Origin of the sequence: Pseudoalteromonas sp. SR45-4, from assembly GCF_014163535.1 — a bacterium.
GTDB classification, from domain to species: Bacteria; Pseudomonadota; Gammaproteobacteria; order Enterobacterales; family Alteromonadaceae; genus Pseudoalteromonas; species Pseudoalteromonas nigrifaciens.
This window is the reverse complement of record NZ_JACJDO010000040.1, coordinates 1-16,649: the sequence shown is the minus strand read 5'-3', so window position 1 is coordinate 16,649 and position 16,649 is coordinate 1. Positions and strand designations below refer to the sequence as shown.

Annotated in this window: 14 protein-coding genes; 10 read left to right on the top strand and 4 right to left on the bottom strand. The window is 33.8% G+C overall.

Annotated elements, in window-relative coordinates:
• Positions 1–8 precede the first annotated feature (8 nt).
• Together H5058_RS14865 and H5058_RS14860 are read left to right on the top strand one after the other, a co-directional pair.
• A complete protein-coding gene (locus H5058_RS14865; protein WP_011328476.1) occupies positions 9–788 on the top strand; it encodes a TatD family hydrolase in 780 nt (259 codons plus the stop codon).
• Positions 789–792: 4 nt separating this feature from the next.
• The gene (locus H5058_RS14860; RefSeq protein WP_182678853.1) at positions 793–2,652 is read left to right on the top strand and encodes an alkaline phosphatase D family protein; all 1,860 of its coding nucleotides are present in this window, start codon (positions 793–795) and stop codon (positions 2,650–2,652) included.
• On the opposite strand, the gene H5058_RS14855 is transcribed toward H5058_RS14860, so the two are convergent.
• The 4 genes from H5058_RS14855 to H5058_RS14840 are packed head-to-tail and all read right to left on the bottom strand — an operon-like array spanning position 2,649 to position 7,291.
• Complete coding sequence (locus tag H5058_RS14855) at positions 2,649–3,974, bottom strand: O-antigen ligase family protein (protein ID WP_182678851.1); 1,326 nt, start codon at positions 3,972–3,974, stop codon at positions 2,649–2,651. The genes H5058_RS14860 and H5058_RS14855 overlap by 4 nt on opposite strands.
• A gap of 60 nt (positions 3,975–4,034) precedes the next feature.
• The gene (locus H5058_RS14850; RefSeq protein ID WP_182678849.1) at positions 4,035–4,577 is read right to left on the bottom strand and encodes a hypothetical protein; all 543 of its coding nucleotides are present in this window, start codon (positions 4,575–4,577) and stop codon (positions 4,035–4,037) included.
• A 25-nt stretch (positions 4,578–4,602) separates the two neighbouring features.
• Positions 4,603–6,609: an EAL domain-containing protein gene (locus H5058_RS14845; RefSeq protein WP_182678847.1), complete on the bottom strand. Its 2,007-nt coding sequence runs from the start codon at positions 6,607–6,609 to the stop codon at positions 4,603–4,605.
• A complete protein-coding gene (locus H5058_RS14840) occupies positions 6,593–7,291 on the bottom strand; it encodes a transglutaminase-like cysteine peptidase (RefSeq protein WP_089368437.1) in 699 nt (232 codons plus the stop codon). The genes H5058_RS14845 and H5058_RS14840 overlap by 17 nt, the downstream gene beginning before the upstream one ends.
• Positions 7,292–7,885: 594 nt before the next feature.
• Between H5058_RS14840 and H5058_RS14835 the strand changes: the two genes are divergently transcribed.
• The 8 genes from H5058_RS14835 to H5058_RS14800 all read left to right on the top strand — a co-directional run bounded on the left by H5058_RS14835 (position 7,886) and on the right by H5058_RS14800 (position 16,258).
• A complete protein-coding gene (locus tag H5058_RS14835) occupies positions 7,886–8,752 on the top strand; it encodes an ATP-grasp fold amidoligase family protein (protein ID WP_011328468.1) in 867 nt (288 codons plus the stop codon).
• A gap of 61 nt (positions 8,753–8,813) precedes the next feature.
• Positions 8,814–9,842 carry an acyltransferase gene (locus H5058_RS14830; protein WP_089368436.1) on the top strand — a complete coding sequence of 343 codons (1,029 nt, stop codon included), beginning with the start codon at positions 8,814–8,816 and terminating at the stop codon, positions 9,840–9,842.
• A 219-nt stretch (positions 9,843–10,061) separates the two neighbouring features.
• Positions 10,062–11,339: a flippase gene (locus H5058_RS14825; protein WP_011328466.1), complete on the top strand. Its 1,278-nt coding sequence runs from the start codon at positions 10,062–10,064 to the stop codon at positions 11,337–11,339.
• 34 nt (positions 11,340–11,373) lie between these two features.
• A complete protein-coding gene (locus tag H5058_RS14820) occupies positions 11,374–12,288 on the top strand; it encodes a glycosyltransferase (protein WP_089368435.1) in 915 nt (304 codons plus the stop codon).
• A 53-nt stretch (positions 12,289–12,341) separates the two neighbouring features.
• On the top strand, positions 12,342–13,529 hold the full coding sequence (locus H5058_RS14815; RefSeq protein ID WP_011328464.1) for an EpsG family protein: 1,188 nt from the start codon (positions 12,342–12,344) through the stop codon (positions 13,527–13,529).
• A 36-nt stretch (positions 13,530–13,565) separates the two neighbouring features.
• Positions 13,566–14,363, top strand: coding sequence for a glycosyltransferase family 2 protein (locus H5058_RS14810; protein ID WP_011328463.1), 798 nt, complete (start codon positions 13,566–13,568; stop codon positions 14,361–14,363).
• Between the two features lie 12 nt (positions 14,364–14,375).
• A complete protein-coding gene (locus H5058_RS14805; protein WP_089368434.1) occupies positions 14,376–15,104 on the top strand; it encodes a WecB/TagA/CpsF family glycosyltransferase in 729 nt (242 codons plus the stop codon).
• A 197-nt stretch (positions 15,105–15,301) separates the two neighbouring features.
• Positions 15,302–16,258 carry a phosphoribosyltransferase gene (locus H5058_RS14800; RefSeq protein ID WP_011328461.1) on the top strand — a complete coding sequence of 319 codons (957 nt, stop codon included), beginning with the start codon at positions 15,302–15,304 and terminating at the stop codon, positions 16,256–16,258.
• Positions 16,259–16,649: the final 391 nt, after the last annotated feature.

Genomic DNA, 16,649 nt, shown 5'->3' with positions numbered 1-16,649 from the left:
GTAGTACCATGATTGTAGATTCTCATTGCCATTTAGACCGCCTTGATTTTGATAAGCTCGATTTAAACCTTGACCAAGTGCTTGATAAAGCGCGTGCAAAAAAGGTTGAACACTTTTTATGTGTAAGCGTAACACTTGATCAATTCCCGAATATGCTTGATAAAATTAAGCATTATGATGATGTGTCAGCTTCGTGTGGCGTACATCCACTTGATCAAAAAGATGCGCTTAATAAGCAACAATTAATCGATTTAGCGTCGCACGATAAAGTCGTCGCCATTGGTGAAACAGGACTTGATTACTACTACGCAAAAGACACGCATGCCGTACAACAGGCAAGCTTTGTAGGTCATATAGAAGTAGCAAATCAACTACAAAAGCCATTAATTATTCATACTCGTGACGCTCGTAGCGATACCATTAATTTAATGAAACAGCATAACGCCGAAAATTGTGGTGGTGTACTACATTGTTTTACTGAAGATTGGGATATGGCTAAAAAAGCCATTGATATGGGCTTTTATATTTCGATTTCGGGCATTGTTACCTTCAAAAATGCCGTAGAGTTAAAAGAAGTGGTAAAACAAATACCGCTCGATCGCTTGTTAATAGAAACCGACTCTCCATATTTAGCACCAGTACCGTATCGCGGAAAAACTAATCAGCCAGCATATGTAGAAGATGTGGCTTATTACATTAGTGAATTAAAGGGAATTAGCTTTAACGAGCTGGCAAAAGCGACTACAGAGAACTTTTACTCTTTATTTAAATTAGCAGCCAAAGGCTAAATACATGAAAACTCACACGGCGCAACTTCCTATTTTATTAATGGGGCCTATGGTGCGCCGTGCAGAGCAAACCAGTGTATGCATTCAGTTTGCTACCTCTAAGCCTGTAAACTGTCGCATTGAACTGTTAAATTATGAATGTTACAGCGATCAGCACAGCGTTTCTCTCGGCGAGCACTTATATCTGCATTTCGTCATTATAAAGCCAATAAATCATAAGTTTCCTACTGACAGCTTATTAAGCTACGAACTTATAGTTGACGATACTCCAATTGATTTATCGCCTTGGTGCTATAGCAATCAAGCAACACCTGCATTTGTAATTCCCAATAAACTCAGTGATATTTTGCACGGATCATGTCGTAATGCACATCATCCCGCAAAAGACAGTTTAGTCTGTGCAAGTCATTGGCAAAACACTCAGCGCGGTAATAACAACCAAGGTGCACAATTGCTATTACTGAGCGGTGATCAGGTTTATGCCGATGACGTAGCAGGACCTATGTTATTAGCCATTCATCAGTTAATTGAAGCCTTAGGTATTTATAAAGAGCAACCACTTACAGTTGAGCTACCGAACGATATAAATGAGCAGCTTTATAATCGCCATTTGTTCTTACCAAAAACACCTTGGCAAAAACGCTCAAAGTTAGGTGTTAGTTACTGGCTGAAAAAAGATGAACCTCACTTTTCAAGTGTAAAAGCCCACAATCACCTTATTCACTTTGAAGAATATATAGCACTTTATTTATTAAATTTTAGTGCTGCAGCTTGGCAATGTGTAGATATACAAAGCATAACGTATGCAGGTCAAAACGAGCAAAACAAGACTATTTTTAACGCCGAAAAATCAGCACTGATTGATTATACAAAAGGATTGAGTGATGTAGAGCGGTTGTTTGCCAATGTATCTACATTAATGATATTTGACGATCATGATGTAACCGATGACTGGAACCTGACAGCTGGATGGGAGCAAGCGATTAGTCAAAACCCAGTGAGTAAACGTATTGTAAGCAATGGTTTAATTAGTTACTGGTTGTTTCAAGGGATGGGAAATGATGCACTCACTAAAACGGGCACATTAATCGCTGCGTTTAAGCACAGCTTAGCGAGTAGTAATATTTGGCAATTTAAAACATTTGATAAAACACTAACAGAATTTAGTCATTGGCATTATGAACTGACAACGGTTCCTAAAGTGGTGGTGCTCGACACTCGCACACATCGTTGGCGTAATGAGCAAAATTTTAATGAGCCCTCTGGTCTACTTGATTGGGAGCGACTTACTGATCTTGAGCAGAGCTTATTGAGCCATGATCAAGTTATTATTGTATCGCCCGCGCCAGTATTTGGCGTTAAATCGATTGAAGCTATTCAAGCGCTATTTAATATGTGCGGCCAACCGCTCACGGTAGACGTAGAGAACTGGATGGCTCACGAAGGCTCGGCAAGAAAATTGCTCGATACTTTTAGAAGAGACGATACCCCAAACGAAACGCTAATTTTATCTGGTGATGTACATTACTCCTTTTGTTTTTCGGTGCAAAAACGTTTTGGCGATCATCCTAATAGAGTGTGGCAGCTGACTGCCAGTGGTATAAAAAATGAATTTCCGCGTAAATTAATAAATATACTCGATAAACTCGATTCAATTTTATATAGCCCGAAAAGTCCGCTGAATTTCTTTACTAAACGTTGGCATATGGAGGTTGATAAACACCAAACCAAAGGCGATGGGCAAAAGTATTTAGTGAGCGATTCAGCTATTAGCTTAATAACGCTAGAGCAAGGTAATTTGGCCCGCTATCAGCTTATTCATGGCGACGGTCACTTAACAGAGTTTGATTTAGCACAGCACTAGTCGGCTTGATTACGTCTTTTTTTTATAGTTTTAGGCGCAGGTAATTTATTAGTTAAAATAGCTAAGCATAAAATAGCCATTAACAGCATTGAATTAGCGCCTGCTTGCAGCGAATAGTCGACTAAAGAATGCAGTAGCATAGTAATAATAGCTACTGCACAGCCAAATGCTACTCCTTGATAAAGTGCGGTTTTGCGTTGGCGCATGGTCGCAATACAGAGCCATAAACAATAAAGTATCAGCAAACCAAGTGCTAATGTTGCCGGTATACCTAGCTCCACAGCAAATTGTATATAATCGTTATGCGCATTATCGTAGTAGCCAGAAAAGGGCTCTGATTGATACGCAGGGAAAGCAGTGTAAAAAGTACCCCCACCTGATCCCAGCAATGGTTTATCTAATATAAGTGGTATAGAGTCGCTTACCACTTCGTCACGCGTTTCTGAGTGTATACTGGTTTCGCTAATACGCTGTTTTACTTTTTCAACGTCAAATATTGCACCAATAATAATTAAATCGATAATAAAAAAGCTAATAATAAGGTGTTTAAACGCTTTGGGCTTTTGTCTGTAAATAAATAAAGCCAATAAGCTCATAACCATTAAAGCGATAAAAAATGCCGAGTTACCCATGCGGCTGCGAGTTAATATTAAGGCAACAATAATAATAATTAATGATACGCGTAATACAATTTTAGAGCTTAATAATATACCAGCCCAGTCACGTAATGTTTGTGCGAGTGATTGTGTATTGTCGTTAGCAGAGCGTTTTAACTCACTGATCAACACACCTATGCCTAAGCATAAGCACAGCGCTAAATAGTTGGCTAAAAAGTTAGAATAAGTAAAAGTACCAATAGCACGATCGGTATGTTTATAACTAAATAATGGGCTAATAATATCGGGTGATAAGCTTAAATAACTTGCATATAAGGCCTGAAAAACCCCAGCAAAAATAACAGTGTAAACTAGTTTTTTAATTCGTAGGGAGTGGTTACAGTAAATAAAAATTAACCAGCAAAATAATAGCATAAACCAGGTTTTAATTAACATTTGCTGAGTTTGAAACGGATCAACACTTATACTAAATAGCTGTATTGTGCAAACTAAAACAACAACGCCAAGAGCAATAAATATAGGCCAAGAGTATAAAGGAGGATAAAGCAGTTGTTTATTTTTAATAGCACTATTAAATAAATGCAATAAAAACGTAAAGCTAATCAGCACGCCTATAGCTAATATTGCCCATGGGCGGTAACTGCCAAGGGGTAGGGGGAGTAAAAAAATAATTAAACATATAACAAAAAATATAAAGCGATTCACAGCCCACAGCCATCTCAAAATATAAACGCAGCGCTAAGGCTGCATTTATATTTAATAAAGTTAGTTACCAACTTCAGATATACCAGCATCACCACCAGTACCACCCGATCCAGGAGGTGTAGGCAATACAGGTAAGCTAATAGGAGGATTAGGTTGTGCTTGGATAGGGCCTGCTGCCGTGGCTTGTGAAGCAATAGTAGCATCTATGCCCGCATTAATTGCCGCAAGTGTAATAGTGTCTGAATCTATTCCGTATGCAGAAAGTGCGGCTAATAAAGTAGCAACCATAGGGCTGTCTACACCAAAAGCAGCAATAACGGCAGTAATCATTTGATCAACCTGAGCGTTACTACAATTGCCTCGTGGCAAGGTTTTGTCTAGTTGGTTTTTTATATTGTTTTTACAAATAATTTTAATGGCGGCAACTAAGTCTTGTTGCAGTTGCTCAGGAGATACATTTATTGGTGCATTACTTAAAATCGAAATCAAGTTGTCTATCCCTGCAGACTGAACAGATTTTGATGTATTAGTTTGTGCATAAGTTTGCGGTACATAAAATACACACAGCCCTACTATTAGTCCAAATAAGATAATTGATTTCATGATCGACCCTTGTTTAAAAAATAGGCTACTTACAAAATTCTAATACATTTGGATGAAAAGTAAACTTTTTATTTGTGTTTTCATCAATAATGTTGATTACTTGTGAGGCGGAGCAAATTAAATTCCCTTGAACACCATCACAACCTAAGCTTTCGAGTATGTTTAATGTTTCGGGCTTTTCAATTAAACACGCTAAGACTTTAATACCAAAGCCATGACAAATATTATTTACAGTTTGAATATAAAAGCGACTTTGCGGATTATCAATTAAATCTTGAATGTAGCTACCGTCAATTTTCACATACTCAATATCAAGACCATGTAAATACTTAAAAGAGGTTAAACTGGTGCCAAAGTGCTCTACACACACACTAATACCAACCTCTTTTATCGCATCAATATGAAGTGCAGCAACGCGTATATTACTTAGTAAGCTCAATTCATGAAGCTCAAAAATAAGATTGTTTTTGAGGCAGGGGTAGTGTTGAGAAAACGCACCTAGCCATTGTATAAACTCCGGTGAATATAATGAGGACTTACTTATATTTAATGCGAATTTATCCTCTGGATATTGCATTTTAATATTAATAAAATCACGGATTAATTTTTTATCCAGTTCTTCTGTCAAATTTAACTTTTCGGCCATAGCGAATAAGTGACTATTGTTTATTTTTTCATTGTTATAGATAAAGTGCGTAAATACCTCAAAGTAGCACTGTGTAAACTCGGTATTACTTTTTTTCACAGGCTGTACTGAAAAGCTCACTTCCCCAGAGTTAATTATGCTCTGAATTATTTTTTGCCACTCTTCAACACTAAAGACTATTTTATTATCAATGTTAGCGTCAATCGTACTTTCTCCAATAGTACATTTGGTATCTAATGACGAAAGTAAATGACTCAGTGTTAAGCTTTTTTCAACATTTATAGAAGCTAAGCGGGCATAACCATTATTATGTGAGCTGTGCTGTTTTTGGCTAAACAGGTCAATAAGGTTAGCGTGTAAATTATATAAAAAAGTAATATCGTATGGCGCAATAAAAACAAAAGTACTGCCATTTATTCGGCATAACCTATAATTATTTAGTTCAGCTAAAGAGAGTTTTAATATTTTAGCAACGTCAGTCACATACTCATCACCCCTTTGATAGCTAAGTGTTCGATTAATGTTTACTAGCGAGGGAAGTGTGACCATTGTTGCTGTCATTGGACGCTCAGAGGTAATGGAGTGGGTAACGGCGTTAAAATAGTTTTCAAAAGATTTGCGATTACCTAACCCTGTTAGTGGATCACTATACACGGCGTTTGTTAGTGCTTGGGTTTGTTTAGCTAAAGAGTCGAATGTACTTTGCAAATTAAGCACCATATTATTAATTGCTTTGGTTACTATGCGCAATTCGTGGGCTAACGGCACTTTATTATTGAGTGTAAAGCGTTTGCGAGTAACAAGCAGTGCTTGCTTCTCAACTGCTTTTAAAGGTTTGAATATTGTTTGTAAAATAAAATAAGTGATCAGCAGTGAAGCAATTAATAATATGAGCGAACTATAAAAGCTACGCTTTGTGTGTAGCCATAAAGTTAAATATGACTCTCCTAAGTGGCTGGTAACTTCAAGTGTACCAGCAATGATCCAACCCGTATTTATTTCAGATTGCATTGTAGGCGCGCTTAATTTTACAGTGTTTGTAAACCAATGAGGCACAGAATCTACATGGGTAGGGTTTTCTAATGAGAATAGCGTTTCATGTTTCGTATTAATAAAGCGTATTTTACTATAATAACCAGAATCAAATATTGCGGTTGCCATAGTTTGCCCTATTATGATTCCATCTGTATCCAAATAAGGGGAGATAGAAAGTCCTAGGCTTGTAGCTGTGTCTTTTGCATGGCTTGCCATTTGTGTTTGTAAATAGTCTCGGGTTGTATCTACATCAATAATAATTCTTACAAAAAAAGATAAAATGGAAATACAAATTATTAGCCCGTAGATCTGTATTTTAAGACTCATACCTTGTTTAAAAGGGTGATACATTATTTTCATCTCCTGTATCAATTCCATTTACGAGTGCAAGCTCACCTTTTTCAATTCTTTTTAGCATAGTATCCCAAGCCGACACACCGCTACTATTTTTAACTTTATTACCAAGCCCTTTTGCTTTGGCTAACCATAAACCTTGGCCATTAAAACTGTATATAGGTGTTAAATCGTGACGTTTATTTGCGGGGAGTAACTGGGTATTAAAGTTACCCAAAACAAAAGGAATTTGGTCAGCTTCAGGAAAGTATATCAGTACCATGTGGGGCTGATTAATGGTGTGTTGACGCACATACATAAACCTTATTTTTTCTTCAGGAATACCAAGCGCAATTAAAGTAAAGTATTTAGCTATAACGTAATCCTCACAATCCCCCATACCTACACCCAAGCTTTCTATTGGTGTAGCCCAATAATCATTTTTATTCCAAAGCTCATTATCTGTTTTGTATTTTATATGTTCATTAAAAAAATTATTAACCAGATGTACCTGCCGCCATTCATTCTTATCAATCGATGCATCAATAAACCTAAGCCATTGCTTTATGCGATTATGTCCATCTTTACCATAATGTTGTTTTGCACGTTCAATTATTTCGCTATTACGCAAGTAATTGATTGTGTCTTGTGAGTAAACATAAAAAGATAACAAGATAACAATGCAGCACCCCAAACGCACAAGTAGTTCCTTAAAATTTAGATGCGACACTTATTATATTATTAGCATTAAAACCGAAACTAGCAATAAAGTAGGTTAAATAAGTTTTAATGAAACAATTTGTTAGCATTGACTAATTAAAAGGTGTGGTTTAATGTTTATTGAATTGCGTTGTTTTGTACTTTAAATGTACGAAATCGCGATTAGTGACCCCAACATATGCGTTAAAAGTTTTAAAGATTGCTCGTTGGATATAATAAAAATTGGCACTAAATTTTGACTTTATTAAATTGTATGGCAATTGATATAAAGTGCTATGTAGCAAATACACTACATTGTTAAGTTATACCATTGATAAACCATATATATTAATTACTTAAAGCTTAAGTAATACATGAGAGGCTTAATATTAAACACAATCTCGGTGCACATGAAAATACAATGTTTACGAGTTTTTTGAGATCTGTTTTACTAAGTAAATTAAAAGTTTAATCTTATAAGTTGATCTATTATAAGATGAATTGTTCTATTTAAAACCAAGTGAGTTTGATGGTAGCTCCAATTTTGGAGTTAGAAAAATTATTTTACGTTTAGTAAATTTAAGAGAGTCAACGGATGGGTTTATTTTTGAAACTGTTGAAAAATAAATTAAAGGTATTGATACCTGACTCTATATATATTCGATATGAATATTTAAAGCTTCACCGTAAATTTTATTCAAAAAAGAAAGTGCTTACTTTTAGCGATAGGATTTTCTCGTGGAAACTAAGTAAGAAACTAACTGATTTTTCTATTTTTGTGGATAAATATAAAGTTAGAGCATTTGTCGCTGATAGGTGCGGTGAAAAATACCTTCCAACCTTACTAAAAACTTGTACCGTAGCTGAAGATTTTAATTTAACCGAAATGCCAGATAAATTTGTCATAAAACTAAATAACGGTAGTGGCTATAATCTTGTTATCAATAATAAAAATGATCATTGTAATGCTGAAATTCGCCAATTAATTACACAATGGCTAAAGTCTGATTTTTATGCAATAAGTAAAGAAAAACAGTATAAAAACGTTGAGCAGCTAGTTATTTGTGAAGAGTTTATTGAATCAACAGATGGCCTAAAAGACTATAAATTTTATTGTATAGAGGGCGCAATTGAATTTGTGCAGGTAATTTCACAAAGGGCAAGCAATAAGCAAACGCACAACTACTATTCAAGGTTATGGCAACCACTTCCAATCTTAAGGGCTGGATGTGATATTGGAGAAGTTGAACTCAAACCAAAAAATTTTGCAGAGGCAGTTGTAATTGTAGAAGCATTGAGTAGCTCATTTTCTTTTGTAAGAGTTGATCTCTATATTCAAGATAAAATATATTTTGGTGAATTAACGTTTACTCCTGGGAATGGGTACATTAAATTCCTGCCTGAACAGTTTGATAGGGAGTTAGCAAGTAAAATGAAATTAGCTTTTAAAAACAATGGTTAATAAATTAAGAGAATAAGTATATTTAATAAATGGTTCACGCTTTTACTTTAAGGGAGTGAAGATGAAAATAAAAAAAATTCTCAGTCTAGAAACACTCAGAGGGTGGGCTTGTTTATTATTAGTACTTAATCACTTAATAGGTGAACCAAATATATCAGGTTTAAAGTTACCCGAAAATAACGACTTTTATTTTTTTAACTTAATGTTAGAAAATGTCAGAATGCCATTATTTGCATTTTTAGGCGGCGTTATTTTCTCTTTTAGAGGAGTGACATCAGAGCAATTTTTTTCTATGTTAAAAGGAAAGTACTTTAGACTAATCATTCCTCTAATTTTTGTAGGCCCAATTTATCTATTTATTCAGGCACATACTTTAGGAGCAAATCAAAAAATAGAAATAACCAATATTACTTATTACTTTAGCGTGATATGGGAAAGTAAATTTCATTTTTGGTTTTTACAAGCAATGTTTTTGGTGTTTTTATTTTATGGCTTATCATCATTTATAAAAACTACAACTCAAAATAAATACATATTTGCGCTATTTACGGGGATTATTTTATGCGTATTTATGCCTACAGATATTTATTTTTTTTCATTATCTGGATTTTTCTTTTTATTACCTTTCTTCTCGTTAGGGTGCTTACTTAGCTCAAAAAGACACAGCGAAGAAAAGCTAAATATAAAGTTAGTTACAATATTATTAACTTTGTTTGCTGGCCTTATGTTGTATAAATTTTTACAACTACAAAGCCAGAGTAACTTTGAAAGAAACAGCCTAATGGGGCTAATAACTGGCTTTGTTGGTTGTTCATTATTTTACTTTGCAAAAATAAAGATTATACCCCTTGTGTTTATTGGTAAATATTCATTTTCAATATACTTATACCATGTTTACTTTTTGGTTTTATCTAGAATGTTACTAGTTTATTTAGGTGTGCAATTGACAGAGCTTAATATTGTATTTGGCATGTTCTTTGGGATCTTTGGTCCGATTGCAGTTGAAATTGTATTATCAAAAAGTAATTACGCATCACGAATTTTTTTAGGGCAAAAAAGTACTGTTAAATATGCACAAAAGTCGACATAGGAAACGATGTTTGTATATGAGTACTAATTATGTGCGTATTTTTTACGTAGCAGTGATTAGTGAATTTTAATAAAGCAGTACACATTACTAATATGGTTACTACACTGAGATCTTTATAAATCTAAAACAGTCAGTCAGTTAATTTATTTAGTTATTGAATTTTAAAATTTTGATTTATTGAAGTTATAAATATGACTCTATTATTACAAGGTAAGTTTTTTGAGCCAATCGCCAGCTATTTTAAATAAGTTTTTAGGCACAGCCGGTTTACAAATGATAAGCCGTGCTTTATCCGTTATAGCAGGCGTAATACTTGCCCGTTATTTAGGACCTGAGCAATATGGCTTATATACCTATGTTTTATCAATTATTGCCATAGTCACAATACCTGTTATAGCAGGTTTACCACAATTATTGATCCGTGAAATTGCACATGCTGAATTAGAAGGTAAATGGGGAGAATTAAAGGGGTTACTCAGGTGGTCATCGGCATTTATTATCAGTATTTCTGCGCTTGTGATGCTTACGACCATGCTTATTTTATATTTAGGCTTAATAAGTTCCCAGACTGCTAGTTTACTTTGGTTTGCAATTTTTTTGATCCCTATAAAAAGCTTTTCTGCAAAACAAGGAGCTATTTTAAACGGTTTTAGAAAACCAATTCTAGGCTTATTTCCAGAGTTTATTTTGATGCCATTTTTAGCCATTTTAGTTTACTTATATTTTATTGTATCAAAAACTGAGTTCACCAGTTTACTGCTTATAAAAGTACAGTTAATAACATCGGCATTAACGCTGTTATTAGGCTTAGGGCTAATATTTAAAGAGCGATCGAATAACCTTAACCATGTTAAACCTACTTACTATTTTAAAAAATGGCATATTGCATTACTCCCGTTTACGCTAATGATATTTATTAGCACCATGAATGCACAGCTTGCAAACGTATTTTTAGGCTACTTTGATGATAAAGAGTCTGTCGCTTCTTTTAAGGTAGCTTTACAAGGGGTGACATTAGTTACCTTAGGGTTTGCAGCGGTAAACAATATTATAGGCCCTAAAGTTGCTAGGTTGTATAGAAGTGGCGATATACAGTCAACACAGGCTTTACTAACTAAAAGTGTAAAGTTAAGCGCCACTTTTTCAATACCAATAGCGGTTGTTTTAATTTTTTTTGGGGATTGGTTTATAAGAATACTTTTTGGAGAGCAATATCTGGCTTCCCATCCAATTCTTATTATTTTATGTATTGGCCAAATAATTAATATTTGTTTTGGCTCTGTTGGTTTAGTGCTGAATATGACAGGAAATGAAAAACGTTCATTAAAAGCATTGTTGGCTACATTATTAATAAACGTGTTGTTGTTATTTATTTTAGTGCCTATCTATCAAGCAATTGGGGCGGCTTTAGCTGTAAGCATGAGTCTAGTGCTGTGGAATATTTGGATGTCGATTGATGTATATAAAATAACAAAGTTAAAAACTTGGTTATGCTAAATTTCATTTATAAAAATTAAAAGGATTAAGCTAAATGGTTGAGTTAAGCATCATTATTCCTACTTATGGAAGAGTCACAAAAATAAGAAATGCAATACAAAGTGCACTTATAAACTCACTTTGTGAGGTAATAGTTGTTGATGATAATGGTAAAGGGTCAGAGCATCAGCTAAATACAGAGTCTATTTTAGAGGATTTAATTGTCTCTAAAAAAATAAAATACATACCATTAGAAAAAAACTCAGGAGCAGGGATTGCCAGAAACATTGGTATTAAGCAAGCCAATGGCGAGTATGTAACTTTTTTAGACGATGATGATTTTTTTATAGATGGGAAATTACTCGAAAAACTTAACTTTTTTAAACACCAACAAGAGCAGCCTGCTGTCTGTTGTAGCCATATGCAAGTAGAAGAAAATGGTAAAGGTGTTTTAGCAAACGATGATAAGTTTGTAGGCCATGACGCTAAGACCTTTTTGCTATCTGGGAGTTGTTATACTTCAATGATAATGATTAAAAAAAGTGTTTTAGAAGCCATAGGTGGGTTTTATGATACACCTTACTTACAAGATCATACCTTAATGTTAAAGGCCTTTATTCAAAATTATAGTGTGTGCGTATTTGCTGAAAATGTCTTTGTGCATACAATCCACAATGGAGCGAGTATTACCACAGGTACTCGACCAATAGCAGGCGTACAGCTCAGGTGTAAATTAGAAAAAGAGCTAAGTAATAAGGTCACGTTGTCAGCTTCAGAGCAAAACGATTTGAATTATAGGTGGAGCACAATTGACTATCATAATTACTGGCTTGAACATGGGCGCAATTTCTCTTTATTTAAATTTTTGTTCACAAAAATAGTATGGCGCTCAAGAACAAGCGAACAACTTTATGAATCATTTAAGTTACTCGTAAAGTTTGGGATGAAATATCAATATTACTCAAAGTAAAAGGAAGCTTTATTTTGATCTATCACAATAAAACTTTTCTGTTAAATAGAACAATGTTGATTCTTGTTTTTGTATCATTAGTTTCACTGCTAGCGCCTTTTTATATAGGAATTTTTGCTTTATTCACGTATTTAACAACTAAAAGATCTGAGTGGCTTTACGTTTTTTTTATTAGCTTTATTTTGCTTTTTTGCAATATGAATTTACACAAAGAAGCATGGGCATTTGGCGATTTTTTAGGAATAGGCAATGACTTAGGCTGGTATTCAACCCAATGGTTTGCATTCAATAATTATCAATATGGTTTTTTGAGTATTTTTGATGAAGATTATGCAATTTTTATTAATGATGGCTTTTTGGTACAACCGAAAATATCGGAGCCGATTTATCATGGCTATTCTTACTTCTTTTCAAAATTAACGAATGGCAATTATATATTTTATACGTATACGATTACGTTATTTATCTATTTACCAGCATGTATTGTTATTTACAAGATATTAGATTCAGCTAAATTTAGTGAGGTGTTAATTGCGTTAGCGCTGATGTTTTTTATTTTTTATTCAATGAAATTTACAAACATGTTTAACATGATACGGCATTATTGCTCAGGTTCTTTCTTAATTATTACTCTGTTTTTTTTATATTTTGACAAAATACGCTTCGCCATTTTTTTTGGTGTCATCGCATCATTAACACATAATGCAGCCGTGGTTGTTTGTGCAATTTATTTTGTTGTTTATTATGTTACGGCCTCTGATGAAAGAAGTAATAGATACAAAATTTTATATGTCGTTATGGGCTCTGCGGCAATATCAATATTATACCTTTTAGTTTATTACGCCACATTTACCAATTATGAAGAATTAGATGATAGAGGTTCAGGAATACTATTTAAGCTTTTAGATGTTGCTATCGTACTGCTTTCTATATTCGCCTATATGGTTAGGCGTAAATCGACATTTGATAAGATGTGGTTTTATTATATAGGTATTATCGTATTAATTTGTTTTATGCATACAACAAACTTCTTACAGCTACGCTATTATGCCTACTTTGATTATTTTAGATGGATTGGCTTGGTATATATATTTTCTTTAATACTACGTGTTGTCAGGCTAAAGCTACTGTTTTTTTCATTATCTTTAATCGCGTTTATTTTATTTTTGTGGTACAGAATTTATATTTCTGATTTCGATTTTAACGGAATGTTCCACCATTATTTCTTTATAAAATTTTAACTTCATATTATGTAATAACTACTTATAAGGATTGTAATGAAAATTTTATTATTAACAACATGTATATGTAATGACGAAAATATCAAAGACTTAAAAAGACTAATACTATCGATAAATAGTGTAAGAAACATTCAATTTGTACACTATGTACTATTACAAAGTGCAGATGGCTACAGTGAAGAGTGTTTACTTGGGCTAGCTAGTAACTATACGCTAATCACAATTAGTCAAAGTCATATTGTGTCGTTATCAAAGGCCAGAAATAAGCTTATTAAAGAAGTGAACAGTCGGTATTCATTGAATGATTTTGATTTCGTGTCCTGCCCAGACGATGACTGTTGGTACCCAGAAGGGTTTTGGAATAGCTTTAATGAACTACAAGCACTCAGTCGATTTGAATTGTTTTATACTCAATTTTCATCAGCACCAAGTATTAGCCCCTTTACTTCTAATGAACATAATTCGTCAAACTTAATACGATACGCATCATCTAACACTACATTTTATGCATCTAAAGTATTTAATGAAGTAGGGCTGTTTGATGAAAACTTTGGCGTCGGCGCTAAAAATAATGGAGGTGAAGATTTGGACTTTGCAATAAAAGCTTCACTTATTAGTAAGGTTATATTTTTTATGAACTCTGCAGCTATTGGCCATCGTGATCCATTACCAGAATTTAGATATAAGTATTTTCAAGGCTCTTTCGCGGTATTAAATAACCACAAACTAAAAAGTACTGCTCTTTACTATCACTATTTGCGAAAGCTTATGGTTGGTATTTTTTATTATTCACAAAGAAAAATAAAGTTTGCTGACTTTAAAGTAATAAAATAGGAGCTTAAAGCGATGGACCCTATCTTAAAGTCATTAACTTTAGTCAATGAGGTATCTTTAGCCAGTATTTTAGAGCGTATCACAAATACGGATAAAGCAATTTCGATCGGTTTTTTAAATCAGTATGCATATAACTTAATAAGTAGTAGTGATGCTATAAAAGCTAACTTTTTCGATTTAGATTATTTATTCAGAGACGGTAAAGGGGTTGAATTAGCGTGCTTGTACAACAATATTGACCCTCAATCTAACTTAAATGGTACAGACTTTATTCCGCGATTAATCTCGCAATTATATTTATCTAACAAGGAAATGACCCTTTTTGCGTACGGTACTCAGCAACCTTGGTTAGATATAGGTGCAACCTCGCTTTTTAACACCTCCCAATATTATAGTTTAAATGGGTTTAAAGATGTCGACTGTTATCTTGAGCACAATTTACAGTATCAAACTGAGAGTCTTAACGTAGTCGTTCTTGCTATGGGTATGCCTAAGCAAGAGCTGATAGCTACACAACTAAAACTACAGAGCAAAAATAAAATGATAATAATATGTGGTGGTGCAATATTGGATTTTCAAGCGGGTAGGGTAAAGCGCGCACCGACGATATTTAGAAAGCTTGGTTTTGAGTGGCTATACAGATTTGCTCTAGAGCCTAAAAGGTTATTTTCTCGTTATGTTGTCGGGATCCCATTGTTTTTTTTAAATGTATATCGCTCCAGTACTAAAAGAGTTTTGTAATTAAAGGGAGTGGTAAAAGTTAATTTCTATTAGCGTGAAGCTAACGCTTAAATCAAAGATATAACAACAATTTGATGGCTATTTTTGACGTGAGATCTACATTATTGCGATAAATTGTACTAACCTTAATAAAAGCAATGTAATTAATAATAATTTTAGTATGTTAGGTAAAATGTTTTTAAGGGAGGGTGATTCTAATGAATTATAAAAGTTATTGTCATTTAAGTCAGGATATAAAAGAACACTTGCCTAAAATACAGAGTTTAAACTTTGATTTAATTGTAGGCCTTCCAAGAAGTGGTTTAACACCAGCTAATATGCTGGCATTGTATTTGAATATTCATTGTACGGATTTGATTTCTTTAATTAATAATTCAGAGCTCAAAACAGGAAGTACACGAAAAAGTAAAAATCAATATTTAAAATACCCACAAAACGCACAAAAAATATTATTAGTGGATGACAGTATTGCAAAAGGTGACTCGATTAAAGCTGATATGGCTTTAATTCCCACATATTTACACAGTAAAATTACGACATGTGCAATTTACTCATCGCTAAAACAAAGAAATGATGTTGATTTTTTTCTAGAGTACCTACCATCACCAAGGGTGTTTGAATGGAACATTTTTCATCATCCAATTTTAACGACTGCTTGTTTAGATATAGATGGTGTTTTGTGTATTGACCCTACTGAAGAGCAAACTAATGATGCCGAAAAGTACATTGAGTTTATTTTAAATGCACAGCCATTATTTATACCCTCTAGAAAAGTTTATGCGCTTGTTACCAGCCGGTCAGAAAAGTATCGAGAACAGACTGAGATATGGTTAAAAAAGTATAAAGTAGAATACGAGTATTTAATTATGCAAGATTTACCTGGTAAAGAAGGAGGACAAAAGCAAATTAGTCATGCAAAGCATAAAGCTTTATTTTATCAAAAAAGTAGTGCAGAGCTTTTTATTGAAAGCGACTATAAGCAAAGTATTGAAATTAATCATATCACTAAAAAACCAGTTTTTTGTGCAGCTAGTAACCAAATAATTAACAACGGCTTTTATAATCTAAAGCATGAAGCAGTTACAAGCTTAAAAGAACGGTTGGCTTCGTTTATACCTCGTGGCATAAAAAATCAGATTAAAAAATTATATTAACTTTATTTACAAAGACTTATCTTGTTCTTTAGATAAATAGAGCCTAGCTTATATTATTGTTAATTTGCAAGTGTGTAGGGCTCCCATCAACTCAAAATATAAAAGCTAAGTTTTCAGTATTCACCGTATTTAGGCTTGATATTGTTTGCGCTTAAGCTCTTCAGTACTTAGCGTTTTTTGTTTATTAACTAACGCCAAACGTTTGTGTAAGCCTTACTGGTTAGTCATTGCCACCGTGTGCAGTATAACATTCCCCCAGGCTACCTTAAACCCACCAAATAATAGACGCACTATGCTTATTTAAAACTTAGAAGCAAACACTTATAACGTGTTTTCGGTTGTGTTATTAATTATTATCTAAACCAGTTAGCGGTCTGCTCTCTTACTTTTT

Excerpts from the sequence above, each read along its gene's own strand:
- H5058_RS14865 (WP_011328476.1), top strand. The coding sequence starts at position 9 with ATGATTGTAGATTCTCATTGCCATTTAGACCGCCTTGATTTTGATAAG.
- H5058_RS14860 (WP_182678853.1), top strand. The coding sequence starts at position 793 with ATGAAAACTCACACGGCGCAACTTCCTATTTTATTAATGGGGCCTATG.
- H5058_RS14850 (WP_182678849.1), bottom strand. The coding sequence starts at position 4,577 with ATGAAATCAATTATCTTATTTGGACTAATAGTAGGGCTGTGTGTATTT.
- H5058_RS14845 (WP_182678847.1), bottom strand. The coding sequence starts at position 6,609 with ATGTATCACCCTTTTAAACAAGGTATGAGTCTTAAAATACAGATCTAC.
- H5058_RS14835 (WP_011328468.1), top strand. The coding sequence starts at position 7,886 with ATGGGTTTATTTTTGAAACTGTTGAAAAATAAATTAAAGGTATTGATA.
- H5058_RS14830 (WP_089368436.1), top strand. The coding sequence starts at position 8,814 with ATGAAAATAAAAAAAATTCTCAGTCTAGAAACACTCAGAGGGTGGGCT.
- H5058_RS14820 (WP_089368435.1), top strand. The coding sequence starts at position 11,374 with ATGGTTGAGTTAAGCATCATTATTCCTACTTATGGAAGAGTCACAAAA.
- H5058_RS14815 (WP_011328464.1), top strand. The coding sequence starts at position 12,342 with ATGTTGATTCTTGTTTTTGTATCATTAGTTTCACTGCTAGCGCCTTTT.
- H5058_RS14810 (WP_011328463.1), top strand. The coding sequence starts at position 13,566 with ATGAAAATTTTATTATTAACAACATGTATATGTAATGACGAAAATATC.
- H5058_RS14805 (WP_089368434.1), top strand. The coding sequence starts at position 14,376 with ATGGACCCTATCTTAAAGTCATTAACTTTAGTCAATGAGGTATCTTTA.
- H5058_RS14800 (WP_011328461.1), top strand. The coding sequence starts at position 15,302 with ATGAATTATAAAAGTTATTGTCATTTAAGTCAGGATATAAAAGAACAC.